General features: G+C 48.7%; 25 protein-coding genes and 1 pseudogene. 17 read left to right on the forward strand and 9 right to left on the reverse strand.

Translation table 11 applies throughout. The features are described from left to right. Positions 1-21: 21 nt before the first annotated feature. The 6 genes from ACQ661_RS04150 to ACQ661_RS04175 all read left to right on the forward strand — a co-directional run bounded on the left by ACQ661_RS04150 (position 22) and on the right by ACQ661_RS04175 (position 6,772). Positions 22-747, forward strand: a complete 726-nt coding sequence (locus tag ACQ661_RS04150) for a methylamine utilization protein (protein ID WP_431667702.1) — start codon at positions 22-24, stop codon at positions 745-747. After that, positions 748-3,045 carry a putative bifunctional diguanylate cyclase/phosphodiesterase gene (locus ACQ661_RS04155; protein WP_431667703.1) on the forward strand — a complete coding sequence of 766 codons (2,298 nt, stop codon included), beginning with the start codon at positions 748-750 and terminating at the stop codon, positions 3,043-3,045. Continuing rightward, on the forward strand, positions 3,042-3,911 hold the full coding sequence (locus ACQ661_RS04160) for a DUF3034 family protein (protein ID WP_431667704.1): 870 nt from the start codon (positions 3,042-3,044) through the stop codon (positions 3,909-3,911). Before ACQ661_RS04155 ends, ACQ661_RS04160 begins: the two co-directional genes overlap by 4 nt. 10 nt (positions 3,912-3,921) lie before the next feature. After that, positions 3,922-4,428, forward strand: a complete 507-nt coding sequence (locus tag ACQ661_RS04165; protein WP_431667705.1) for a group I truncated hemoglobin — start codon at positions 3,922-3,924, stop codon at positions 4,426-4,428. A 12-nt stretch (positions 4,429-4,440) separates the two neighbouring features. Continuing rightward, a complete protein-coding gene (locus tag ACQ661_RS04170) occupies positions 4,441-5,817 on the forward strand; it encodes a YfcC family protein (RefSeq protein WP_110074756.1) in 1,377 nt (458 codons plus the stop codon). Between the two features lie 109 nt (positions 5,818-5,926). Then, a complete protein-coding gene (locus tag ACQ661_RS04175) occupies positions 5,927-6,772 on the forward strand; it encodes a sulfurtransferase (protein ID WP_431667706.1) in 846 nt (281 codons plus the stop codon). A 64-nt stretch (positions 6,773-6,836) separates the two neighbouring features. On the opposite strand, the gene ychF is transcribed toward ACQ661_RS04175, so the two are convergent. From ychF to lolB, 6 genes are all read right to left on the reverse strand, one after another. After that, positions 6,837-7,928, reverse strand: a complete 1,092-nt coding sequence (ychF, locus tag ACQ661_RS04180; RefSeq protein WP_153825748.1) for a redox-regulated ATPase YchF — start codon at positions 7,926-7,928, stop codon at positions 6,837-6,839. A gap of 2 nt (positions 7,929-7,930) precedes the next feature. Then, positions 7,931-8,524, reverse strand: coding sequence for an aminoacyl-tRNA hydrolase (pth, locus tag ACQ661_RS04185; RefSeq protein ID WP_219968221.1), 594 nt, complete (start codon positions 8,522-8,524; stop codon positions 7,931-7,933). Between the two features lie 6 nt (positions 8,525-8,530). Beyond that, entirely contained in the window at positions 8,531-9,196 is a 666-nt protein-coding gene (locus ACQ661_RS04190) for a 50S ribosomal protein L25/general stress protein Ctc (RefSeq protein ID WP_110074752.1), read from the reverse strand. A 125-nt stretch (positions 9,197-9,321) separates the two neighbouring features. After that, positions 9,322-10,269: a ribose-phosphate pyrophosphokinase gene (locus ACQ661_RS04195; protein WP_110074751.1), complete on the reverse strand. Its 948-nt coding sequence runs from the start codon at positions 10,267-10,269 to the stop codon at positions 9,322-9,324. Between the two features lie 22 nt (positions 10,270-10,291). After that, entirely contained in the window at positions 10,292-11,149 is an 858-nt protein-coding gene (ispE, locus tag ACQ661_RS04200; protein ID WP_431667707.1) for a 4-(cytidine 5'-diphospho)-2-C-methyl-D-erythritol kinase, read from the reverse strand. Continuing rightward, on the reverse strand, positions 11,137-11,769 hold the full coding sequence (lolB, locus tag ACQ661_RS04205; protein WP_181394866.1) for a lipoprotein insertase outer membrane protein LolB: 633 nt from the start codon (positions 11,767-11,769) through the stop codon (positions 11,137-11,139). The genes ispE and lolB overlap by 13 nt, the downstream gene beginning before the upstream one ends. Before the next feature lie 100 nt (positions 11,770-11,869). Here lolB and hemA point away from each other — a divergent pair, with 100 nt between their 5' ends. From hemA to kdsA, 8 genes are read left to right on the forward strand one after another with little or no spacing between them, the layout of a single operon-like run. After that, a complete protein-coding gene (hemA, locus tag ACQ661_RS04210; RefSeq protein WP_110074748.1) occupies positions 11,870-13,120 on the forward strand; it encodes a glutamyl-tRNA reductase in 1,251 nt (416 codons plus the stop codon). A 15-nt stretch (positions 13,121-13,135) separates the two neighbouring features. Beyond that, complete coding sequence (gene prfA, locus ACQ661_RS04215; RefSeq protein ID WP_110074948.1) at positions 13,136-14,224, forward strand: peptide chain release factor 1; 1,089 nt, start codon at positions 13,136-13,138, stop codon at positions 14,222-14,224. A 26-nt stretch (positions 14,225-14,250) separates the two neighbouring features. Further along, positions 14,251-15,135, forward strand: a complete 885-nt coding sequence (gene prmC / locus ACQ661_RS04220) for a peptide chain release factor N(5)-glutamine methyltransferase (RefSeq protein WP_431667708.1) — start codon at positions 14,251-14,253, stop codon at positions 15,133-15,135. Further along, entirely contained in the window at positions 15,128-15,724 is a 597-nt protein-coding gene (locus ACQ661_RS04225) for a response regulator (protein ID WP_110074746.1), read from the forward strand. The genes prmC and ACQ661_RS04225 overlap by 8 nt, the downstream gene beginning before the upstream one ends. Before the next feature lie 35 nt (positions 15,725-15,759). Then, positions 15,760-16,122 carry a SirB2 family protein gene (locus tag ACQ661_RS04230; protein ID WP_110074745.1) on the forward strand — a complete coding sequence of 121 codons (363 nt, stop codon included), beginning with the start codon at positions 15,760-15,762 and terminating at the stop codon, positions 16,120-16,122. 20 nt (positions 16,123-16,142) lie between these two features. After that, positions 16,143-16,946, forward strand: a complete 804-nt coding sequence (locus ACQ661_RS04235; RefSeq protein ID WP_153825742.1) for a tetratricopeptide repeat protein — start codon at positions 16,143-16,145, stop codon at positions 16,944-16,946. A gap of 60 nt (positions 16,947-17,006) precedes the next feature. Further along, positions 17,007-18,257 (forward strand): DUF819 domain-containing protein, encoded by a 1,251-nt coding sequence (locus ACQ661_RS04240; protein ID WP_431667709.1) that lies wholly within the window; start codon positions 17,007-17,009, stop codon positions 18,255-18,257. A 54-nt stretch (positions 18,258-18,311) separates the two neighbouring features. Continuing rightward, positions 18,312-19,160, forward strand: coding sequence for a 3-deoxy-8-phosphooctulonate synthase (gene kdsA, locus ACQ661_RS04245; protein WP_369744183.1), 849 nt, complete (start codon positions 18,312-18,314; stop codon positions 19,158-19,160). Positions 19,161-19,205: 45 nt separating this feature from the next. On the opposite strand, the gene ACQ661_RS04250 is transcribed toward kdsA, so the two are convergent. Then, positions 19,206-19,919: a hypothetical protein gene (locus ACQ661_RS04250; RefSeq protein WP_431667710.1), complete on the reverse strand. Its 714-nt coding sequence runs from the start codon at positions 19,917-19,919 to the stop codon at positions 19,206-19,208. A 199-nt stretch (positions 19,920-20,118) separates the two neighbouring features. Here ACQ661_RS04250 and ACQ661_RS04255 point away from each other — a divergent pair, with 199 nt between their 5' ends. The 3 genes from ACQ661_RS04255 to rsuA all read left to right on the forward strand — a co-directional run bounded on the left by ACQ661_RS04255 (position 20,119) and on the right by rsuA (position 23,917). Further along, positions 20,119-20,751, forward strand: coding sequence for a TetR/AcrR family transcriptional regulator (locus tag ACQ661_RS04255; RefSeq protein WP_153825740.1), 633 nt, complete (start codon positions 20,119-20,121; stop codon positions 20,749-20,751). A gap of 51 nt (positions 20,752-20,802) precedes the next feature. After that, the gene (locus tag ACQ661_RS04260) at positions 20,803-23,103 is read left to right on the forward strand and encodes an acyl-CoA dehydrogenase (protein ID WP_431667711.1); all 2,301 of its coding nucleotides are present in this window, start codon (positions 20,803-20,805) and stop codon (positions 23,101-23,103) included. Between the two features lie 127 nt (positions 23,104-23,230). Continuing rightward, on the forward strand, positions 23,231-23,917 hold the full coding sequence (gene rsuA, locus ACQ661_RS04265; protein ID WP_153825738.1) for a 16S rRNA pseudouridine(516) synthase RsuA: 687 nt from the start codon (positions 23,231-23,233) through the stop codon (positions 23,915-23,917). A 59-nt stretch (positions 23,918-23,976) separates the two neighbouring features. Here the strand turns inward: rsuA and ACQ661_RS04270 are convergent. Then, positions 23,977-24,635 (reverse strand): annotated as a pseudogene (locus ACQ661_RS04270) (ISL3 family transposase); the annotation flags it as partial. After that, a partial coding sequence (gene lspA / locus ACQ661_RS04275; protein WP_431667712.1) for a signal peptidase II occupies positions 24,632-24,982 on the reverse strand: 351 nt, incomplete at its 5' end. The pseudogene ACQ661_RS04270 and the gene lspA, both read right to left, overlap by 4 nt.

A 24,982-nucleotide genomic window follows, 5' to 3' on the forward strand; every position in this document is an offset into this window, starting at 1 on the left:
TAGTGAATACATGAGGTTACTATGCGGTTATTTCAAACCGTTTTTACGGTTTTCTTACTCGGTGCTGTAAGCAGCATAGCAGTACTTGCGTTAATCTTCTCGGCCGCAGCAACCGCAACTAACCTGCAAGTTAAAGTGTTAGACGCACAGCAACAGCCCTTAGCTGGGGCGGTGGTTAGTATTCCGACAGGAGTAGACCTGCCAACGACAACGAACAGCGCAGATAATTTGTTAACGGCAGAAACCTACGTGATGGATCAGGTGGATAAATTATTTGTTCCCTTCATCTTAGTAGTCGCCAAGGGCAGCCAAGTGGTGTTCCCCAATCGGGATAACATTCGCCATCAAGTCTTTTCGTTCTCGCCCGCCAAGCCTTTCGAGTTACCTCTTTACAGCAATCGTGAGCAGCCGCTGGTGCGCTTTGAGCAAGCTGGGGTGGTGGTGCTGGGCTGCAATATCCACGACCATATGAAAGCCTACATCTATATCAGCCCGCATCAGTACAGCGCCCAAACGGATGCGCAAGGCCAAGTGACAGTGCCGGCTGGGAGCACCCAGTTAGCGGTCTGGTATCCGGGCCAGGAAAACACTGTTACCGACACTCTGGTGACTGTGCGCAGCGGGCAAACGGAACTGGTGGTGCAACTGCCAGTGAGCAAACAACAGCAGCAACCACCCCCACTATCGCCGTTACAGCAAAAATTTAATCAGCGTAAACAACAAACCCTTATGAGTGAGCAGCATTAAATGCGCATCAACAGCTTCAGAACTCGATTATTACTGCTGTTTTTGCTGCTTACCGCAGGCATTTTGGCAACCTCGTTGGTGACTTTACGTTGGGTGGTGGCACTTCAGTCTGAACGGAGTCTAGAGCGCGAGTTGCTGGTGAGCGAGCGCGTTTTTTCAGAATTAATGCAAGTGCGAACGGAGCAATTACAACAAGCAGCGGCGGTACTCACGGCAGATTTTGGTTTTCGGGAGGCGATAGCTAGCCAAGACCAAGAAACCATCATTTCGGCGCTGGTTAACCATGGTGAGCGCATTGGCACTAACTTGATGGTGTTACAAAATGCGGCCGGGGATGAGGTTGCAGCAACCCATGCGGTTAGTGCCTTACCGAGTATTGCGGCACGTACTGCAGTTGCGGCTGCACCTTTGATTTTGGTGCAAGATGAGATTTTTCAAATAGTCACTGTGCCAGTACAGGCGCCGGATCTTATCGCCTGGGCAACCCTTGGCTTTCGCGTTGATGATGAGCTAGCCAAGTTATTGCAACAGTTAACTCTGGCTGATATTAGCTTCATGGAGGTTGGCACCGAGCAAATTTATGCCTCAAGTTTGAGTGCAGCTGAGCGCACTATTTTGGGTAATAATCAACAGCCCTTAGACCAGCGGTTACAGCAGCTGGACTTAGCCGCCCATATCAATAACCTGAGTCAAACGGCGCAATTAGCCGGCCCGCAGGGGTTACAGGTGATTTTTTCTAGCCAACGGCAGCAGGCGCAACAAGAATTCGTCACCCTGCAACAACAATATGCGGCGATGGCCTTGCTGCTACTTATTTTAGCCAGCTTGTTGGCGATCTTAACAGCACGCAAAATTACCGAACCACTGGCGCAATTAACCCAGGCCACGCAACGCCTTGGGCAAGGCGACTATGCTAAACCTATTGGCATCAATCGGGGTGATGAATTTGGCAAGTTAGGGACGGCGTTTGAGGCCATGCGCCATGATATTGCCATGCGTGAGCAGCAAATTGTCTTTCAGTTGGAGCATGATTTACTGACCGAACTGCCCAATCGGGTGAGTTTGCAAAGTTATCTGCGTGAAGCTATCGAAAGCCATCAGCAGGGCTACATTATTTTGCTCAATGTGGCTAGGTTTGGCGAGGTCAATGACAAGTTTGGCCAGCAAGTGGCGGACCGTCTGTTGCAGGCCATAGCACAACGGCTTAGCGCCTTACTCAGCAAACCTTGGTGGCTAGCACGGTTAGCTGGTGATGAATTTGTGTTGGTTGGGGTTGGACAAACCTTGCCGCAAGTTGAGCGGTTGCTAGAGCAATTAAAACTGCAGCTAGAACAACCTTGGTGGTTAGCTGATAGTAGCTATTTATTGCATTTTCATAGTGGCTACTTAGCTTTTACTGGCGGCGCGGATGCCGTCGATGATTTGCTGCGTAAGGCTCAATTGTGCGCCCGCCAAGCTCGACTACAGAACCGTTTTGCGGTGGCTTATCAAGCTGGCATGGACGAGCAGTATTTACGGCGCTTGCAGATAGTGCAAGCGCTGCCCAAAGCGGTGCGCGAACAACGCTTGCAGTTGCACTATCAACCTAAGCTTGCGACCGCTACGGGCACTGTGGTTGGGGTTGAAGCTTTATTGCGCTGGCGCGACGAACACCTTGGCGTGGTGCGGCCCGATGAATTTATTCCGCTGGCGGAGCAAACGGGAGAAATTTATCGGCTCACCCAATGGGTGATTAGTGCCGGCTTAGCCCAACTGGCGTTATGGCATGAGCAAGGGCATAAGCTAAGTTTAGCGATGAATTTGTCGGCTTTAGATTTATCCTCACCGAGCTTAGTGACTGAATTACAGCAACAGGCAAAACAACAGGGCATAGCGCCGGCTTGGATCACCCTTGAGGTGACTGAAAGTGCAGTGATGGAAGACCCCACCAGTGCCAGAGCTAAACTCCAAGCCTTACGCGAGCTCGGCTTTAAAATAGCGATCGATGATTACGGCACCGGTTATGCGTCCTTGGCCCAACTGAAGCAACTCCCTGCAGATGAATTGAAGTTAGACCGCTCTTTTATCCAAGAACTGGCGCACAGTGAGGTCGACCAAACTATTGTGCAATCCACCTTAGCGCTGGCGCATCAATTGCAGTTGCAGACTGTTGCTGAGGGGGTTGAAGATCAAGCTACTTGGCAGGTCTTGCAGCGTTTAGGCTGTACCACAGTGCAAGGATTTTACTTCAGTCGGCCGTTAGCTGCGGCGGAGCTTGAGCTATGGCTCAAACAACATCAACAAGGACAACAAGCATGAGCAGAGTAAGCATGAACACAGCAAGATCTGCTAAGTTAGGTTGGTTAGTGGCGGCGGCCCTAGGTCTGCTGAGCGCCCCTGCCCAAGCCGAGTTTGGTCGCTTATTAGCAACCGGAGGCTTGACCAATATTGAAGGTGCTGGGGGAGGGGGAATTGTCCCTTGGGCAACCTTAGCAAGTTACGCCGATCAACAGCAATGGGGCGCAACCCTAGCCTTCAATGTAGCTGACGTTGATGACTATCAGTTGCAGGTAGGTGCCGCGACTGTCACCTATGATAATCGCTGGGAGTTCAGTTATGCGCGGCACAACTTTGAGTTGAAGCAATTAGGTGGCGAACTGAAGCAATCGATTTATGGGCTTAAATATCGCCTTGCGGGTGATGTTATTTATGGCGCTATGCCACAAGTGAGTATTGGCCTGCAGCACAAACGCTCGGGTGATTTTAGCTTACCGCAAGCACTAGGTGCAGCGTCCGCCAATGGCACCGATCTCTACGTGAGTGCGACCAAGGCTTGGTTAGATGGCCCTTGGCATCGTACTTGGCTGGCTAACTTAACCGTACGCGGCACTCGTGCGAACGAGCTAGGGTTGCTTGGCTTTGGTGGCGACTTGCACAACAACTACCAATGGGTAGCAGAAGCGTCAGTGGCGATGTTTGTTAACCGTCATTGGGTAGTGGGCATGGAGTATCGGCAAAAACCAGATAATTTGAGTTTCGCCAAAGAACAAGATTGGTACGATATTTTTGTGGGCTGGTTTCCGAGTAAGCGCGTTGCTGTGGCTCTTGCTTACACTGATTTAGATGCCATTGCCGGAGCGGCCGGCCAAACGGGTGTGTATGGCTCGTTGCAGATTAGTTTTTAAGGGGGCAGGCATGCGGAGTTACAACATTGCGAAGCGCCCGTTGTGGGTACTAGCTGCTGTGCTAGCTGGCAGTATTCATAGTGGCGCAGTAGCACACAGTGCCGCTCCTTTGAGCGCCACGATAGCGCCAACTGGGCTGCAGCAGGGCGATAATTCGCTGTATCTGGCGCTTGGTGAATACCAGGGGCTGAGTCAATTGATGGAAGCTTTTGTACTTGCGATTGCCGTTGATGAGCGGGTTATCCATCATTTTGAACGAGTTGATATTGAACGTTTTCATCAGATGTTAACGTTGCACCTCTGTGAGTTAACGGGGGGACCCTGTGAATACACAGGAGCCGATATGGTTGAGGTGCATCGGGGCATGCGTATTAGTAGTGCTGAATTTAATGCCGTCGTTGAGAATCTGATCACCGCCATGCAGCAACAACAGCTTTCGGTTAGTACTCAAAACCGTTTACTTGCTATACTCGCCGCCATGCAACACGAGATTGTCTACCCACAAGAACAAAAATAGGTTATTCCTTTCATGATTAAAATAAAGATCCCGCACACGCTGGTGCTGATGATGTACATGATGCTAGCCGCGTTAGTTTTAACTTGGCTGATCCCCGCTGGTGAATTTCAGCGTAGCGTTAATGATATCGGTCAAACGGTGGTGCAACCAGGCACTTACAGCACGCTGGCGGAACAGCCTTGGCTGTCACCGTTAACCCTATTCACCGTGATTCCGCAAGCGCTCGCCGATGCCCAAGGCGTTATTTTCTTTGTGCTGTTGATTGGTGGGGTGATGGGAATCTTGCGTGCCACTGGCATGCTGGACGCATTAATTGGCTTGTTGTTAGCTAAATTCGCCAACAAAACCGGTTGGTTAATTCTGGGCGGTATGCTGACCTTTGGGATCTTTTCAGCCTTGATTGGCGTCGCCGAAGAGTATTTGATTTTTGTGGCCATGTTGGTTGCTCTATGCCGTGCGTTAAAACTTGATGGCATCACCGCCATGGGGATTTTGATTGTCGGTTACGGCATCGGCTACGGCTTGTCGCTATTTAACCCCTTTACGCTGCTCATCGCGCAAGCGGTGGCTGAGGTACCTCCGGCATCGGGATTGTGGTATCGCTTAGTATTGTGGCCGGTACTATTTGGGATTGGTTTTCACCATGTTTACAAATATGCCAAACGGGTTGCTGCTGATCCTAGCCAATCGTTACTCGCTGATCTGACCCCGGAACAAGGTAACGCAACCACCGAGTATCCGCGCTTAACGGGGCGCCACAAAATCATTTTGTTAGGATTTGTGGCGGTTTTAGGCCTACTGATTTGGGGCATCAAAGTTCACGGATGGTACTTGGTTGAACTGAGTGCGCTGTTTTTAGGTTTTGGCTTATTTGCGGTTATCGTCGCTAAGATGGGCGCAAATCAAGCTGCTAATCAATTCATTGAAGGGGCGGCAGAGTTAACAGCGACCGCCTTGTTGATTGGTTTTGCGCGCTCAATCGCCATGATTATGGAACAAGGCCAAGTGCTCGATACTGTGATCTATTATTTAGCCATGCCGGTAGAAGCCTTTGGTGCCCATTTTGGGGCCGTGAGTATGTTATTTATTCAGAGTATGCTTAACTTATTCATTCCCTCTGGCAGTGGTCAGGCGTTTGTGACCATGCCGATCATGGTGCCCATTGCGGATACCGCCGGTATCAGCCGTCAAATTGCGGTGTTGGCGTTTCAGATGGGCGATGGTTTAATGAATATGATAGTACCGACGAATCCGGTACTTATGGGCATTCTTGGATTAGCTGGTGTTCCTTACGAGCGCTGGTTCAAATTTATTGCACCCTTGATGATTAAGCTTATTTTAGCTTGCGCAGTAGCTATGTTAGTGGCCGTTAGCATCGGTTATCAATAATTGGTTATCAATAATTGGTTATCAATCATTGGTTAACAATCATTGGTTACCAATCATTGGTTAACAAGAACGAGCAGCTCTTGGGTGAAATGTAGGAGTTAGTAAAACGATGATTGCAAGCACCACTGCTTGGGTGGATTGTGATTGGTTGGCAGGTCGCTTAGGGGATCCGCAATTGCATGTGTTAGATGCAAGTATGACCAAGGTCGTGGGAAAAGAACCCATTATCTACCCGCAGTTGCAAGTGATTCCTGGCGCCCGTGATCTTGCGCTAGAAACTGAACTGACCGATACCGATAGTGCTTTACCCAATGCTATGCCAACGTCAGAGCAAGTGTCTGCGCGTTTGCAAGCTTTGGGTATCGAGGCCGGCGACACCATTATTCTTTATGACAACCAAGGTGTTTACTCATCGCCACGTGCTTGGTTTATTCTCAAAGCGATGGGGATACATAGAGTAGCTATTCTCAATGGCGGTCTGCCCCAGTGGTTGGCCGCTGGTTATCAATACTTAACGGGCTATGCGCCCTTGCCGAAGCGGCGGGGTAAGGTGATGGCGCAACTGCAACCTGAATGGCTGGTGACAGCTGAGCAAATCAAACAACGGCAAGGTTCGGCGGAATGGGTGTTGTTAGATGCTCGTTCAGCGGCACGATTTGCTGGTACGGCAGCGGAGCCCCGCGCCGGCAGCCATGGCGGGCATATCCCTGGCGCGATAAACTTACCTTTTGCCAATTTACTGAACGGCTATGCATACAAAACAGTGGCACAGTTGGATGAATATTTTGGCGAGTTTGCAGATAAACATCTGATGTTTACTTGTGGTTCGGGTATAACGGCGTGTATTTTGTTGTTGGCGGCCTGGCAGTATTCAGCCCAGGCAGGATTAAATCGTTCGCTACAATTGTATGATGGTTCTTGGGCGGAATGGAGCCAGCTTCCCAGCTCAGAATAAAAAGCGCTATAAAAAAACACGCCGTTAGGCGTGTTTTTGGGTTTCAAACCAACTCTAGGCGAGGTTAGACGTTAAAGCGGAATAAAATAACGTCGCCATCTTTCACTATGTATTCTTTGCCTTCTTCGCGGCGTTTACCAGCTTCTTTTGCGCCTTGCTCGCCACGATATTGAATGTAGTCATCAAAACCAACAACAACAGCGCGGATAAAGCCTTTTTCAAAGTCGGTATGGATTTTACCAGCCGCTTGCGGGGCAGTCGCACCGACTGGAATGGTCCAAGCGCGCACTTCCTTAACCCCTGCAGTAAAGTAAGTTTGTAGGTTTAGTAATTGGTAACCACCACGAATCACCCGGTTAAGACCTGGCTCGGTGAGGCCTAAGTCAGCCATAAACTCAGCTTTCTCGGCATCGTCTAGTTCAGCGATTTCTGACTCAATTTCAGCACAAACTGGCACTACAATGGCATTTTCTTTGCTAGCGATCTCGCGAACTTTATCTAAATAAGGGTTATTCTCAAAACCATCGTCATTCACGTTGGCAATGTACATGGTAGGCTTCATGGTTAACAGGTTATAGCTGCGAATGGTGGCTTTCTCATCATCACTCAAAGCAACAGAACGGGCCATATCGCCATTTTCTAAAGCTGGTAGTAGCTTTTGCAAAACTTGGATTTCAGCAGCCGCTTGTTTATCACCGCCTTTAGCTTTTTTACCTTGGCGTAAGATAGCTTTTTCGACGCTATCCAAATCAGCGAGAGCAAGTTCAGTGTTGATCACTTCGATGTCTTCGGCAGGGTCTACTTTACCTGCAACATGCACAATGTTGTCGTTTTCAAAACAGCGCACAACATGGCCAATCGCATCTGTTTCACGGATATTCGCTAAAAACTGGTTGCCTAGACCTTCGCCTTTAGACGCACCTTTAACTAAACCGGCGATATCTACGAACTCCATGGTGGTAGGTACTACCCGCTGTGGATTCACAATCTCACTGAGCTGGTCTAAGCGTGGATCTGGTACCGCTACCACACCTGTGTTTGGTTCAATCGTACAAAAAGGAAAATTAGCCGCTTCAATGCCAGCTTTGGTAAGGGCATTAAATAGGGTTGATTTGCCCACGTTAGGTAAACCGACGATACCGCATTTGAATCCCATGCTTATTTCTCTCTCTGTGCTTTGAAACTGTGTAAGTGCTGTTGTGCTGCGCGCATATCTTGCTGTAATAACAGATCAATGCTGCGGCAAGCTTCCGTAATGGTATCGTCCATCAATTGTTGCTCATGGGCGGGTGCTTTGCCAAGTACCCAACCGGTTACTTTGCTTTTATCACCAGGATGACCGATACCAATACGTAAGCGATGAAAGTTCTGACTGCCTAACCGTGCCACTATGTCTTTAATGCCGTTATGGCCACCGGTGCCACCCCCGGTTTTGAATTTGGCGACTCCAGCTGGAAGATCCAATTCGTCGTAAGCCACTAAGATTTCTTCAGGTAAAATTTTGTAGAAATGAGCTAGTAGGGCGACGGCGTTACCACTGCGATTCATAAATTGCATCGGTTGTAGCACTCGTAAATCGAGAGCACCTTGTTGAATGCGGGTAGTGTTACCAAAAAACTTGGAATCGGGCTGCAGTTGGTGGCCATGGCTGCGAGCAAACTGCTCTACTAACCAAAAGCCTGCATTGTGACGTGTTTGAGAGTATTCGGGGCCTGGATTACCCAGGCCCACGAGTAAGCGAATGCGAGACATCAGAGCTTATTCAGCGTCTTTATCTGCTTTTGCTTCTTTTGCAGTTGGAACTTCTGCAGAAACTTCTTCAGCATCTGCTTCTTTCTCAACTCGCGGTGCAGTGATAGATACTACCGCTTGGTTATGATCTTCACCTTTAGCAAGCTCAACCAATTCCACACCGTTAGGTAGGTTAAGGTCGCTCAAGTGCAAGGTTTCACCCAGTTTCAAGTTGGCGATGTCAACTTCAACAAATTCTGGAAGATCTTTTGGCAAACAAGTGATTTCTAAATCTGCAACATGGTGAACAACAACGCCACCTTCTTGCTTCACGCCAACTGCAGTAGCTTCGTTGATGAAGTGTACTGGAACGTGCGTGTGTAACTTCTGACCTTTAACAACACGTTGGAAATCCAAGTGAGTCAATTTAGGCTTGAACGGGTGACGTTGAACGTCTTTCAAGATAGCTTCGTGCTTCTTGCCGTCAATCACTAACGTCAAAATGTGCGAATAGAAAGCCTCATGATCAGCCATGTTGTTCACTTTGTTGTGATCTAGAGTGATTGAGATGGCTTCTTTATCTGCACCGTACAAAATAGCAGGTACTTTTTCCGCACGACGCAGGCGGCGGCTCGCACCTTTCCCTGTATCAGTACGCAGTTCTGCTTGAATAGTAAAATCGATAGTTGACATATGGAGTGTCTCCGTTAAATAAAATGACGTCGGCTATTCGCGACCAAATACCCGACAAGTTCCCTAAAAATGGCTCGCCAATTTTAAAGGCGCGAAATATTACCACTGGCGCCCTTAAAACTCAATCAATACTCAAACATTGCTGAGATTGATTCTTCGTTGCTCACGCGGCGTAGCGCTTCACTGAGCATGCCGCTCAGAGTTAGCTGATGCACTTTATCTAAGGCTTTCATTTCAGCACTCAAAGGGATGCTATCGGTTACTACTACTTGGTCAATGTGAGAATCGCGGATGTTGCTCACGGCATTGCCAGAAAAGACCGGGTGAGTGGCGTATGCAAACACTCGTTTGGCACCGTTTTTCTTGAGTGCTTCAGCGGCCTTACAAAGCGTACCACCAGTATCAATCATGTCATCAACGATAATGCAGTCACGGTCTTGAATATCACCAATGATGTGCATCACTTGTGATTCGTTGGCTCGTGGACGACGCTTATCAATGATCGCCAAGTCAATATCATTTAGTAATTTGGCTAGTGCCCGTGCGCGAACCACACCACCGATATCCGGAGAGACCACCACTGGATTATGGAACGCTTGTTGGCGCAGGTGCTCAAGCAGAACCGGGGTACCAAACACGTTGTCTACCGGCACATCAAAGAAACCTTGAATTTGCTCTGCGTGCAAATCAACGGTCAGCACCCGATCCACCCCAACACTGGAGAGGAAGTCAGCCACTACTTTGGAGGTGATAGGAACCCGTGCCGAGCGTACGCGACGATCCTGACGCGCATAGCCAAAATACGGAATAACTGCAGTAATACGGCCGGCTGAAGCGCGGCGCAAAGCATCTACCATCACGATTAATTCCATCAGGTTATCGTTGGTAGGGGCACAGGTTGATTGAATAATAAAAACGTCAGAACCGCGCACATTCTCGTTGATACGAATACTGATTTCACCGTCACTAAAACGGCCTACTTCAGCGTCGCCTAATTTGATATACAAACGGTCGGCAATTTTTTTGGCGAGTTCTGGCGTTGCATTGCCAGCGAAGAGCTTCATGTCAGGCACACTAAACCTCTGTTTTCAATGGTTAGGTTACAGTTGAAGCCTGCCGCAATTGCTGGCAGACCGGGGATTCGTTGATGCCACGGGCGACAAACCCTGTCCAAGCCGCAGGTAGCTGTTGCAGCGCAGCAAGAGCCTGTTGCTGCTGGTCGAACCGGGCAAAAATACAGGCACCGGTGCCGGTCAGCCGAGACGGCGCGTATTCTACCAACCAGGCCAGGGCCTTGGCAACTTCTGGATAGAGTTGGCAGACCAGTTGTTGGCAATCGTTTTGGGTGTTGTGCCAGTTCCACTGCTGCGGATCTATGGGCGCATGTTGGCGCGGCAGTTGCGGATGCTGAAAAATAGTTGGGGTGCTGACATGGACGCCGGGGTGCACCACTAAATACCAAGGACAAGCCGGCGTCATCGGCGTTAATTGCTCGCCGACACCTTGGGCAAAAGCTGCATGGCCGCTAACAAAAATCGGCACGTCGGCTCCTAGTTGCAAGCCTAGCTGGGCTAACTCAGCGGTGCTGAGGGGTAACTGCCATAACTGGCGTAAGGCGAGTAAGGTGGTGGCTGCATCCGACGAACCACCGCCAAGGCCTCCGCCGCAGGGCAGTACTTTGTGGAGGTGAATACGCACACCACGGGCATGTTCAGGAAATTCCTGTTGCAGCAGTTGAACTGCCCTAAGCACTAAATTATCAGGGCCCGCGAGTTCAGCTACCGAACAGCTAAAATCAAGCGTGTCGGTATCGGTAAGGGTAAAATCTAAGCGATCACCGTAATCGATAAATTGAAATAGCGTTTCTAGCAAATGATAGCCATCATGACGTTGGCCAGTGATGTGCAAAAATAAATTAAGTTTGGCAACAGCCGAAAGGCTCAGAGTAGCCATTGCGATACCTTTAGTTTGAGGCGCCAGTGCGCTGAGGTTAAATCAATGCTGTGAGGTAATAAGTAAGTGGCTACCGGCTGGTATTGGCGCAGCTCCGCGGTCCACATTTGGCGGGCCGCCAGCAATTGATAATCGGCCAGTAACGCGCGTTGTTGTGGGTCATCATCGAGCAATTGGTAGTGCGCTTCAAACATTTGCTCAGGTTGCACACCCAACACCAGCTGTTGCAATAAATCGAACGGTAATTGCACCGCAAAATAGCGCTCAAGCAGGGCGCTGGCGCTGTTGTCACGATATTCGTTGCCATCATTATCAATTAACAGAGCACCGTTAGAGGTTTGTTCGAGTGTGGCAAGAGTACCTTTGAGTGGATGTGAAAAGCGCATACTGACGAGATTGGGGGATTGGTTCCAATCCACGTAAATGCCGTGGCGGTCATTTTCGCGTAAGTCAAAAATCGCCATTTGGCCGCGCAAACGCCATTGGGTTAGCTCAGCTAACTGCTGTTGTTGGGCCGCAATGGCACCGGCCGACACCATGGTGGTCGTGGTGCTGGTTGGTACCGTAGAGCAGGCGCTTAACCACCCACTTAGGAGTACTACTAATAGAAGACGTTTCATGTGCAGGTTTATCCCTGTTCGCATGCTTTTAATAATGAGGGGTTTCACGTACAATTGCCAGCGTTTCGCAGTAGCCAGAGGCTTGCAATTTTTTCCTATTATGACCATTTTCGCACTGGGTGTTAACCACAAAACCGCTTCCGTAGAATTACGAGAGCGGGTTGCTTTCTCGCCTGAGCAGCTGCATAGCGCGCTGCCGGCTTTGCGTGAGCAAACCGGCGTGCAAGAAGCGGTGATTGTCTCTACTTGCAATAGAACTGAATTGTACTGTCATGGCGAAGCCTCGTTAGATTTGCTCACCGGTTGGCTGGCCGGTTATCACGGCATCCCCTTGCAACAGCTCAGAGAACATAGCTATGGCTATCAAGATGGTGCCGCCATCGCTCATTTAATGGCCGTAGCCAGTGGTTTAGATTCGCTGGTGCTGGGTGAACCGCAGATTTTAGGCCAAGTAAAGCAAGCCTATCAATTTGCTCGCAATCAAACCAGCGTTGGTAGCGTGTTAGAGCGCTTATTTCAGCAAACGTTCCGCGTTGCTAAAACCGTTCGTACGGAAACTAAAGTGGGCGAGAACGCGGTGTCAGTGGCTTTTGCTGCGGTAAATCTGGCGCGCCAAATTTTTGCCGAGTTACCAGAATCTAATGTGTTACTGGTGGGGGCTGGTGATACTGCCGAGTTGGTTGCCCAACACTTAACTGAGCACGGCGTGAAGCATTTGATGGTAGCTAACCGGACGCTAACTCGGGCCGCGACAGTAGCTGAGCAGTTTGGTGGTCATGCGCACACCTTAGGTGAGCTGCAAGATTTATTGCCTAAGGCCGATATTGTCATCAGTTCTACCGCAAGTCCGTTGCCGATTATTGGCAAAGGCTTGATTGAACATGCCTTAAAACAGCGGCGTCGCCAACCTATGTTGCTGATTGACTTAGCGGTACCGCGAGATATTGAAGCGCAAGTAAACGAGCTTGCTGACGCTTATTTATACACGGTTGATGATCTGCAAGGTATCATCACCGAGAATTTACGTAACCGTGAAGAAGCCGCTGCAGAAGCACAAGGCATTATTCAAGAGCACTGTGATGCCTTTTTAGCTTGGTTACGTCAACTAAGCCATGTTGATGTGATTCGTGATTATCGCCAACGCATCGAAGCCATGGCCGCTGAACAATTACAACGAGCACAAAAACAGCTGGCCGCAGGTAAAGATGCGGATGCGGTGTTGAGTGAGTTTAGTCAACGCTTAACCCGGCAGTTTTTACACCAACCCACGCGGTTAATGCGAGCCGCTGGAGCCACGGGTGATCAACACACGTTGGCACTATTCCAACAATTAATTGCAGATGACGAGTAAGGTCTTCGCCCGATGATGAATCCTTCGATTATTCGAAAGCTAGAAGCGCTGTTAGAGCGCTATGAAGAAGTACAACATTTATTAAGTGATCCGCAAATTATTTCGGATCAAGACAAATTTAGAGCCTTATCACGAGAATATTCTCAGTTAGAAGAGCTGGTTCAGTGCTTTACCGCCTATCAACGCGCCCAATCGGATGAACAGGGGGCGCGCGAGATGATGCAAGAAGATGACGCAGAAATGCGCGAGATGGCCAAGCTCGAATTAGAAGCTGCGCAACAGCAACAAGAGCAGTTAGAGCAACAACTACAAATCTTGTTGCTGCCTAAAGATCCTAACGACGACCGTCCTTGCTACTTAGAGATTCGTGCCGGTGCCGGTGGCGATGAAGCCGCTATCTTTGCCGGCGACTTATTTAGAATGTACAGCCGCTATGCTGAGAATCATGGCTGGCGGGTTAGCATGGTGAGTTGTAACGAAGGCGAACATGGCGGTTTTAAAGAAGTGATTGCGCACGTATCAGGTGATGGTGCCTACGGGCGGATGAAGTTTGAGTCCGGCGGCCATCGTGTGCAACGGGTACCAGATACTGAATCGCAAGGTCGGGTGCATACCTCTGCTTGTACAGTGGCGGTATTGCCAGAGATTCCAGAAGCCGAGGCGATTGAGATCAACCCTGCGGACTTACGAGTGGATACTTTTCGTGCCTCCGGTGCTGGTGGACAGCACGTCAACCGTACCGATTCAGCCATTCGGATCACCCACATCCCAACGGGGTTTGTGGTGGAATGTCAGGACGAGCGCTCACAGCATAAGAACCGCGCGAAAGCCATGTCGGTGTTGCAGTCAAGACTACAAGCAGCAGAAGACGAAAAGCGCCAACGCGAAGAACAATCAACGCGGCGTAGCTTGGTTGGCAGTGGCGACCGTTCAGAGCGTATTCGTACCTACAATTATCCGCAAGGACGAGTGAGTGATCACCGTATCAATTTAACCTTGTACCGTTTGGATGAAGTGCTTGAAGGTGCGTTGGATTTGCTCTTGGATGCCATTGTGCAAGAGCACCAAGCAGACCAACTTGCGGCTTTGTCAGAACAACATTAAGGTGGCCGCGGCAATGAAGGCACCTCATGACGGATAAGCAACACAGCGCAGTAGGCACGGTCACACAGGCATTGCAGTGGGCCGTAGCGCAGTTGAGTGAATCCTCCAGCCCGAAGCTGGACGCTGAGGTGTTGTTGGCTAAGGTATTAGCTAAACAGCGTAGTTATTTGTTTACTTGGCCTGAAGCTGAGTTAACCGCGGCGCAGCAACAGCAGTTCAGCGCGTGGGTCATGCAACGCCAAGCCGGGCAGCCCATGGCCTATCTACTGGGCGAGCGCGAGTTTTGGTCATTACCCTTAGCGACCAACCCTAGTACCTTAATCCCTCGGGCTGATACCGAATGTTTAGTTGAGTTTGTGCTTAGCTTAACCTTGCCGGCTACCGCGCACGTGCTCGATTTAGGTACAGGGACTGGGGCTATTGCGCTGGCCCTAGCAAGTGAACGCAAGCACTGGCACATACAAGGGATCGATAAAGAGGCGGCAGCCATAGCGCTTGCCTCTGCCAATGCGACAAGGCTGCAGCTACCGGTGAGCTTTAGTCGTAGTGATTGGTTTAGTGCCATCACAAACCAAGGTTTTGATCTGATTGTCAGTAACCCGCCTTATATTGATGCTAATGATGTTCATTTGCAGCAAGGTGATGTGCGATTTGAGCCGCGCTCAGCCTTGGTTGCCGCAGACGCGGGCTTGGCTGATTTAGCCGCCATCGTGGCGCAAGCACCGAGTTACCTAAAGCCACGGGGCTGGTTGGTGCTAGAGCATGGCTGGCAACAAGCTGCAGCGGTACGACAACTGATGGTACAACAAGGGTTTACAGCAGTGGCCAGTGGTTGTGATTATGGCGGTAACGAACGCTATACTTATGGTCAATGTGTGGGGCAGACAACCGAAGAGGCTAGCAATGAGTAGCGAATTTATCTTTGCCAACGAACCTGATAATAACGAACACCATAACCAAGCGAATCAAGAGCCATGGAAAATCTTAATCGTTGATGATGAACGAGAAGTCCATGCAGTAACACGGCTCGCTTTGATGGACCTGCAATTTGAAGGGCGTGGGCTGCAATTTTTAAGTGCCTATTCGCGTCATGAAGCTGAACAATTAGTGCTGCAGCATCCTGACCTTGCCATTGTCTTGTTAGATGTGGTGATGGATACTGATGACGCGGGTTTGATGGTGGCGCGGTTTATTCGCGAGCAAGCCAAAAACCAGTCATCACGAATTATTTTACGCACGGGGCAACCAGGTCAAGCGCCTGAGCGCGCGGTGGTAATGAACTACGATATTAATGATTACAAAGCTAAAACAGAACTTACTGCGCAAAAACTCTTTACCTGTGTGATGTCGTCGCTGCGTTCTTATCGTGACATCATGCAGGTGGTGGCCAAACAGCAGCAATTGCAATTTGAACTAGAGTTTTATCGTAACTGGTTAGCCGAGCATCAACCAGAAACAGCGGTAAAGATAGCTACGGCATATAGGCAGCTAGCTGATTAATAATAACTTTTAAAATATAAAGCGGGAGATTTAAGATGTCTTATATGGCGCTAAAACACATGCACGTCACCTTTGTAGCCTTGAGTGTGTTATTATTCGTGTTACGTTTTTTCTGGGTTAGCATCGATGCTAAGGTGGCTCAGCAGAAGTGGGTAAAGATTGTTCCTCATGTCATCGATACCTTGTTGTTACTCAGTATCGTTGGCTTGATGATATACCGCCCGTGGGATGCTTTTGCGACCAATAAATTGATTGGTTTAGTGGGTTATATTTTAGCTGGTTTAGTTGCCATGAAAGCAACCACCACCTTGGTGCGTACGCTTGGTTTTGCGGTGGCCCTAGGCTGGATTGCCTTTTTATTGCATGTAGCTATTAGCAAACAAGCATTGATTGGCTAAGGAAAGTAATAGAATAGTTTATGCGTTTTTCATACTTAGAACATATTGCTCAAGAAATTCTTCCTACCATAGAAATCATCTGGGAAGTAAGTCGTGCCTTTCATTCGGATAGTGATCAGTACGTAGCTGATTATTATCAAAGCATTCGGCACTTGGCGGAAGACCTTGATGAGCTTGAAGGTGTAGAGAAGTTACAAGGATTAACTGAGCAATTCTTCTTTAACCTAAGTTTTAGTGATGCGCCTGAACCTATCGTTGGTAGCCAAAGGATTTTACTGGATCGAGTGATTAGCTATCGCACAGGGTTACCCATGAGTTTAGCTTTGTTGCTGCAAGAGGCCGCTGCTTATGCAGGCTTGCAATTAGAACTGGTGGATTTTCCTGGCTACCCGTTATTGCGATTTGATTACCAACAACAAAGTTATTTTGTGGATCCCATCAACGGTGATTTGTTAGAGGGTTATCAGGTGCAAGAGCGGTTTGAAGATCTCACTGAAAATGTCGTTGATTTTGGGTGGGATATGTTTGAAGCGGCCGATCAAAAAACGGTTTTAGTTCGTTATTTGACTGAATTAAAACATGCGTTTATTCATGATCGGGCTTTTGCGAATGCGCTGACGACCGTGCATATGTTATTAACCATCCATCCCGATGACCCCTACGAAATTCGAGATCGTGGTTATGTGTTAGAAGAACTAGATTGTCAGCAAGCTGCGGTTGACGATTATTTGTATTTTGTCGAACAATGTCCTGATGACCCAAGTGCACAATTATTGCGTCTGCAATTAGAAACTTGGGCGGCACCGCAGCATATCTTGCATTAAGGCAAGTGAGAGTAGCGCCATGGATGCCAATAATAAAATAAGAATAACTAAGGAGCCCACGTGGAAACAACCGCTCTCATAACTAACGATGGTATTATTTTTGGCTTGCTGGCCGTTATTTTGGGTGCGATTTTTTACACCCAATCCAGCTCACATCCATTTTTTCAAAAGCTTTATAAATGGGTACCAGCGCTTTTACTCTGTTACTTTATCCCGTCTTTGCTGAACACCTTTGGGATTGTTGATGGCGCCAGTACTGGCGTGTATCCGTTGGTGATGGATTATTTACTGCCAGCCTGTTTGGTGCTGCTTACCTTAAGTCTCGATTTAAAAGCGATTGTGCGGTTGGGGCCTAAGTTAGTGATTTTATTTTTGGTAGGCACCTTGGGGATTGTGATTGGTGGGCCTATTGCACTGTTACTGGTAAGTCTGGTTTTTCCTGAATTGCTAAATGGCGCCGGACCGGATGCGGTGTGGCGCGGTATGACCACCATCGCCGGCAGCTGGATTGGCGGCGGTGCTAATCAGGCGGCCATGAAAGAAGTTTACGAAGTTGGCGGCGAGATTTTTTCAGCCATGGTTACCGTGGATATCATTGTCGCCAATTTATGGATGGCAGTGTTGTTGTATATGGCTGCTAATAGCAAAGCCATAGATGCGCGGATTGGCGCCGACACCAGTGCCATTGAAACCATTAAAGAGCGTATGGAACATTATCAAGCGCAACATAACCGTGAGGCTAAACTACATGATTTAATGTTTATTCTTGCTGTTGCATTTGGGGTAACAGGTATTGCTCACTGGGGCGCTGATGTGCTGGCACCTTTTATTGGCGAGCATCTGCCGCTTCTCAAAGATTTTAGTTTAGATAAAAAATTCTTTTGGTTAATCGTCATCGCAACCACCGTTGGGGTTATCCTTTCTTTTACTCCGGCACGGAAATTAGAAGGGGTAGGAGCATCCAAATTTGGTTCTTTGTTTGTCTATATCTTGGTCGCGACTATCGGCTTACACATGGATGTTACTGCTATCCTAGACTCACCTAAGTATTTCTTAATAGGTGCTATCTGGATGGTCATTCATGCTAGCCTGATGTTAGTGACTGCACGGCTTCTGAAAGCGCCGGTATTTTATATGGCGGTAGGTAGCCAAGCGAACGTAGGTGGTGCGGCTTCGGCGCCCGTGGTGGCTTCAGCGTTTCACCCATCGTTGGCTCCGGTGGGGGTATTGCTAGCCGTGTTTGGTTATGCGCTAGGTACTTATATGGCGTACATATGTGGCCAAATTCTTCGTGTTATTAGTGCTGGTTAAGGTTAGTTTGCTCCGCAAACTAACCCATCATGGACCCAGTAAGGATCGAATGTGATTAATACTCAAGTTATAAAAGTAGGACAGGTACAGGTAGGTAATCACTTACCTTTTGTGCTGTTTGGTGGCATGAATGTGCTTGAATCGCGTGATTTAGCCATGCGCATTGCTGAGCACTACGCTGAAGTGACCAGCAAATTGGGCATTCCTTTTGTTTTTAAAGCAAGCTTTGATAAGGCTAATAGGTCGTCGATTCACTCATATCGTGGGCCTGGGTTAGACAAAGGATTAGATATTTTTGCTGAGATAAAAGCGACTTTTAACGTTCCTATTATCACCGATGTGCATGAACCTCACCAAGCCCAGCCGGTAGCAGAGGTTGCTGATATTATTCAGCTTCCAGCATTTTTAGCACGGCAAACGGATCTCGTGGTGGCGATGGCAGCAACGGGTGCTGTGATTAATGTCAAAAAGCCACAATTTTTAGCGCCTCACGAAATGCGTCATATTTTGAAAAAGTTTGGCGAAGCTGGTAATCACCAAGTAATTTTGTGCGAGCGCGGTAGTTGCTTTGGCTATAATAATCTGGTGGTAGACATGCTGGGCATGGACGAAATGAAACAACTAGCTCCGGTGATGTTTGATGCAACTCATGCATTACAGCGTCCTGGTGGTCGCGCAGATTCTGCTGATGGACGTCGTGCCCAAGCTGCTGTGTTAGCTAGGTCGGGGATGGCTCTTGGTTTAGCGGGCTTGTTTATTGAAGCCCATCCAGATCCTGATCAAGCCAAATGTGATGGGCCTTGTGCGTTGCCATTGAATAAGCTCGAGGCTTATTTACAGCAAATGCAAGCGGTGGATCAGTTGGTTAAGAGTTTTGCTCCACTTGATACCAGCACCGTTTAACCAGCAAATTGCGGTAACTGTTAGCAGTTACCGCAGTCGTTATGGTTAGGGCTGAGGTCTGATGATTTGAATTTTATGGGAGCCCTCTAAAGAATTTGAAATCATCATGGTCTTATAATCAGGGCCTAATTGGGGTGACTGCACCAAGGCTTTATGAAATTTCATCATGTAGTCAAATGGCAAGTCTGAACCGCTAATACTCACTTCACACACTGTTGTGCGGCATTGAATGTCGCTAATTTCTGCGCCTTGTAAATCTTCCTGCTGAGCGTACAGGTTTTCTATTTCACTAGTCATGACATAAGCCCAGTCTTGGTCAATAGCTTCGGTATGAAGACGTTCACTAATGTTCTCAGAATTAAGTATTTCTGATTGCACATCTAGCAACATCTCTATTTCTTGTTGGTTACGGGTCTTTAATAACTCGGCCAATCGGGCCAGCTGCGCATCACTAAGGTCTAATTCTTGAGCTACGTCTTGTTGCTCTTGGGTAGAAGCAGCGGCTTGTGGTTGAGTGCTGCTATCACTGGAAAAAGCAGCCGCGCTATCCGTGTTATTTGCAGCAGCATTGGTGGCACCATTGGTGGCAGTTAAGGACGTGCTAGGTGCAGAAGCTGCGGCAGACGTGTTCTCAGCTGCAGTATTAAGGTCTGCACTGGTGCCGGCGACAGGGTTGCTAGGTGCGGATCGGCCAACAAATAGCGCAATAACTAGTACCCCAATAATCGCTAAATAAATGATATGAGTAAGTTTATGCATGGTCCAGGCTGCTCTGTTATTAGAATGTTGATAGATTTGGGTGATTGATAAGCTATCAGCTAGCAATGGGCAGATCAAGGAAAAGGAGAGCGGCTGACGCTTGCGCATTCATGCTATTTCGATTAAATTGAAACGCATGTTTAAAATGGCTGTTCTAAACGCTTTTAGAAGAACAGCATAGAGGTGAGGCCAGTTAACGATGGCAAAACGAGTTACAACCAAAGAAAAAATACTCAATGCAGCGGAAGCATTATTTGCGGAACATGGCTTTGAGCAGACGTCCTTGCGGCAGATTACCGCCGATGCTGACGTGAACCTTGCTTCAGTGAATTATCATTTTGGTTCAAAAAAAGCGCTTATTCAAGCGGTTATGGCACGTTATTTAGAAGTGTTAATGCCCGCCTTAGAGCAAGAACTGGTGGCGCTGCAAGCACGAAATAAGATATCAACTCGCGATGTATTCGACTGTTTTCGTAAGCCATTGGCCCAGTTGCGTGAGGTTAGAAAGCATGGTCCCACGTTGTTTTTAAGCCTATTAGGATTTGCTTATGCAGAGATTCAAGGGCATCTACGGCGGTATACCATGGACCATTTTGGCCATGTTATCGAGCATCTATTAGCTGCGTTGCATCAAGCTAACCCGCAATTGAGCCCCGTAGATATGTTTTGGCGGTTACACTTTGTGCTTGGAGCAACGGTATTTGCACAGGTATCTGGACCGGCACTTCGAGAGATTGCCGCAGCGGATTTTGGTGAAACGATTGCAGCAGACCAGATGATTGATCGTCTTATTCCATTTCTTGCCGGTGGTGTTGACGCCTCGGCAGCATAATCAGCTATGCTTATAGCTAGTTGAATCATTCTTTTAATAAGGTGTAGTAGCATGGAAATTTTAATTATCCTGATTGTCGCCGTGGTGTTGTTATTCGCCATTAAAGACATTCGCCGTAGCCTGATTAGCAGACCAGCGTTTGGTTTTTTTAAACGGGTGTTGCCGCCGCTTTCGCCAACCGAGCGCGAGGCCATGCAAGCTGGCGATACCTGGTGGGATGCTGACTTGTTTAGTGGACGCCCGGATTGGGAAAAATTTCACCAGACTCAGGCGCCGACCTTTACTGATGCTGAACAAGCCTTTATCGACAACCAGTTAGAGACGCTATTGGCGATGTTGGATGATTTTAAAATCATGCAACAAGATCGCGATTTACCTAAAGATGTTTGGGATTACATTCGCAAAGAAAAATTCTTTGCCATGATTATTGGTAAGGAGTTTGGTGGTTTAGAATTCTCGCCAGCAGCAAACTCATACATTGTATCGCGCATTGCGACCCGCTCAATCAGTGCCGCCGTTACGGTGATGGTACCTAACTCATTAGGCCCGGGTGAGTTACTTACTCACTATGGTACCGATGAACAAAAGAATTATTGGCTGCCGCGCTTGGCTGACGGCACCGATATTCCATGTTTCGCCTTAACTGGCCCTGAAGCAGGTTCTGACGCTGGTGCCATTCCAGATACGGGCATCGTGTGCAAGGGCGAGTTTGAAGGCAAAGAAGTTTTAGGCATTCGCTTAAATTGGAGCAAACGTTACATTACCTTGGCTCCGGTCGCGACAGTTTTAGGTTTAGCCTTTAAGCTTTACGATCCTGAAAAATTATTGGGTGAGCAAGAAGATATCGGCATTACCTGTGCGTTAATTCCAACCAGTCACGAAGGTGTTGAGACGGGTGAGCGTCATTTGCCACTCAATCAAGTCTTCATGAATGGTACCACCTACGGCAAAGATGTCTTTATCCCACTAGATTGGATTATCGGTGGGCAAGAGTTTGCTGGTAAAGGGTGGCGTATGCTGATGGAATGCTTATCAGCTGGCCGTGGTATTTCACTCCCAGCATTGGCGGCAGCAACGGGCCACCTTACGCAGCGCATGACCGGTGCCTATGCTTACGTACGGCAACAGTTTGGCATGCCCATTGGGATGTTCGAAGGGGTGCAAGCTGCCATGGGTAAAATTGGTGGCACCAACTACATCCTCGAATCCATGCGTCGGTTAACGGTGACCGCCTTGTGTGAAGGTAAGAGTCCGTCGGTTATCACGGCCATGACTAAGTATCACATGACAGAAATGGGCCGCGAGGTGATGGATGCGGCGATGGATATTCATGCGGGTAAAGGCATTCAATTAGGTAGTCGAAACTATTTGGGCCATGGCTATATGGCCACACCTGTGTCTATTACCGTAGAAGGCGCGAATATTCTTACCCGTAACTTGATGATCTTTGGACAAGGTGCAACCCGCTGTCACCCTTACGTACTGAAAGAAATGGAAGCAGCGAGCAACCCAGATGAAGAGCAAGGCTTACATGATTTTGATGAGCTGTTACTCAAACATATTGGGTTTGCCGCGAGTAACTTCTTCGGTAGTTTGTGGATGGGGTTATCTGGAGCACGTTTTAATAAGAGCCCAGTGAGTGGTCCAACCGCACGTTATTATCAACAATTAACCCGTATGAGCAGAGCGCTGGCTATGACTGCAGATATGGCGATGTTGGTGATGGGCGGCGATTTAAAACGCAAAGAAATGTTATCGGCGCGGTTAGGCGATGTGTTAAGTCATTTGTACATGGCCTCGGCAGTGCTGAAGCGGTATGAAGATGATGGTCGTCAAAGTGGTGATTTGGTGTTTGTTGATTATGCGCTGCAGCATCATTTGTACGCTATTGGTGAAGCCTTTAAAGGATTCTTCGCAAACTTCCCGAACCGATTTATTGCGTGGACCTTGCGCTTAGCAATCTTCCCATTAGGCAACCATTATCATCAGCCGGACGATAGTATTTTGCAGGGAATTTCTACCAGCATGATGCAGCCGGGTGTTACTCGTGATCGCCATACCTTCTTAACCTATTGGAAGGATGATGAAAAAGATCCGACCGGTCATATGGAACTGGCATTCTTAGCGATGCGCGAGCATTCAGATGTCTACAAACGTATTCGTAAGGCGGTTAAACGTGGCGATATTGATGGTAATCTCAACGGTGATGCCTTGGTAGAGCAAGCGCGGGCAGCCGAAGTGATTAGCGCTGAAGAGGCCAGCGCTTTAAGCCGTACTGAGCGACTCCGTCTGTATGCCATTGGTGTCGACCAATTCGCAGCAGGCGTGATTGAGGATAAAAACTTTTATTAAGCCGCTGTGATACTAGCTATAATAGCCCCGGATTCTGGGGCACAATAACCTCGCTTAGGCGAGGTTATTTTTTGGGTAACGAGCCCATGGTGTTGGTGAGCAACCATGGCAAACGTAGGTGATGCAAATGCGATTAGATAAATTTTTAGCCGAAACCACCGGAATGAGCCGCAAAGAAGCGATGCGAACTTTGCATGCCGGGGCGGTCAGTGTTGATGGTGTGGTCGCTAAGAAAGGCGCGATGCAGGTGCCAGCGACTGCGGAAGTGATTTTTAATGGGGTGACGCTTAAGCTGTTGGGCCCAACTTATATCATGTTGCATAAGCCGTTAGATTGCGTTTGTGCCAATGACGATCCCCGTCATATGACGGTATTTGCTTACTTAGATTTACCTAACCCGGAAAAATTTCACACGGTAGGACGACTGGATATAGATACCTCTGGACTCTTGCTGATCACTAATGATGGACAATGGACCCATCGGATTATCTCGCCTAAGCGTAGCTGTCCGAAAGTGTATCGAGCAGAGCTGGCCGAGCCGCTTGAGCCGCACCATGTAGAGCTATTCAAACAAGGGCTGCAATTGCATGGTGAGAAAAAGTTAACCGAACCGGCACAACTCGATATTATTCATCCGCAGCAAGCGTTAGTGACCGTATCAGAAGGACGCTATCATCAGGTGCGACGGATGTTTGCTGCTATTGGTAACAAAGTAGAAGGCCTGCATCGTGAACAAATAGGTGAGCTTAAACTGGGTGATTTAGGCCCGGGTGAGTATCGGCACCTAACTGCTGCCGAGGTGGCTTTGTTTTAGTGGGTATACGGATTTAATGGTTGATGGGGCACCTTCACCCCATCAATCTGATACCACCCTCAGATGGTTGATAGATCGACTCCGTAGTTGAGTTCCTCTGCGAAGTCCGGCAGTCCGTAACCGATGGTTTTCTTGTAGAAAGGAGAGACCTTCGCAGTCGGTGCCTTCTTCTTGTGCTTCGTGGTGTAGAGCATTCGTGCCCGCATCACCTCGAAGGAGTAACCGCGCCCTTCACGGTTCTTGTCCTTGGCCCTTCGGGATGGTGGCTATCCACTCGTCCAGGGCGGCTTCTGCCTGGAGCCGTGTGGTGGCGCACCACATGGAACTTATCGACCACGATACGGGCCTGGGGCAGCACAGCCTTGACCGCTGCCCGGTAGGGGTTCCACATGTCCATGCTGACGATCTCGACCTTCTGCCGGTCTTTCAGCTTCATCAGGTAGTTGGTCACCACGTCCTGGCGGCGGGTGGCCAGCAGGTCGAGCAGGGTTCGCTCCTCAATGTTGGTCAGAATGCAGCGGTAGCGCTTGTTCAGGTATAGCTCGTCAATGCCCAGGATGCGGGGCGTCTCGAAGCGGTGCCAGCGCCCCAGGAACTCGGCGCGGGCGTTGAAGATGTCGCGCACCGTCTTCTCGTCCAGGCCGGTCTGTGCCGCCACAAAGGTGTAGGGGTGGTTGAAGGATTCCTTCTCCACGTACTCATGCAGCCGCAGTGTCAGTCAGATCCATCCGACTCGGCATTGGTGTTTGCTTTTTTACCCAACAAGCTGCTGGAAACGAAAAGTAAGGCACCGAGGACAATTGCAATATCAGCCAGGTTGAAGGCCGGCCAATGCCAGTCTCGCCAATAGAAATCAAAGGAATCCACAACATAGCCGCGAAAGACCCGGTCAATCAGGTTGCCCATGGCGCCACCGAGGATAAGACTGTAAGCGATGGCTTCTCCTTTATGACGATTTTCAAGGATCAGCTTGATCAGAAAAATCGAGACCACTACCGCGATTCCGATAAAAAAGTAGCGCTGCCAGCCTCCACCATTCGCAAAAAGACTGAATGCGGCACCGGT

The sequence above is a fragment of the Pseudidiomarina sp. WS423 genome, assembly GCF_050750165.1.
Taxonomy (GTDB): Bacteria; Pseudomonadota; Gammaproteobacteria; order Enterobacterales; family Alteromonadaceae; genus Pseudidiomarina; species Pseudidiomarina fusca.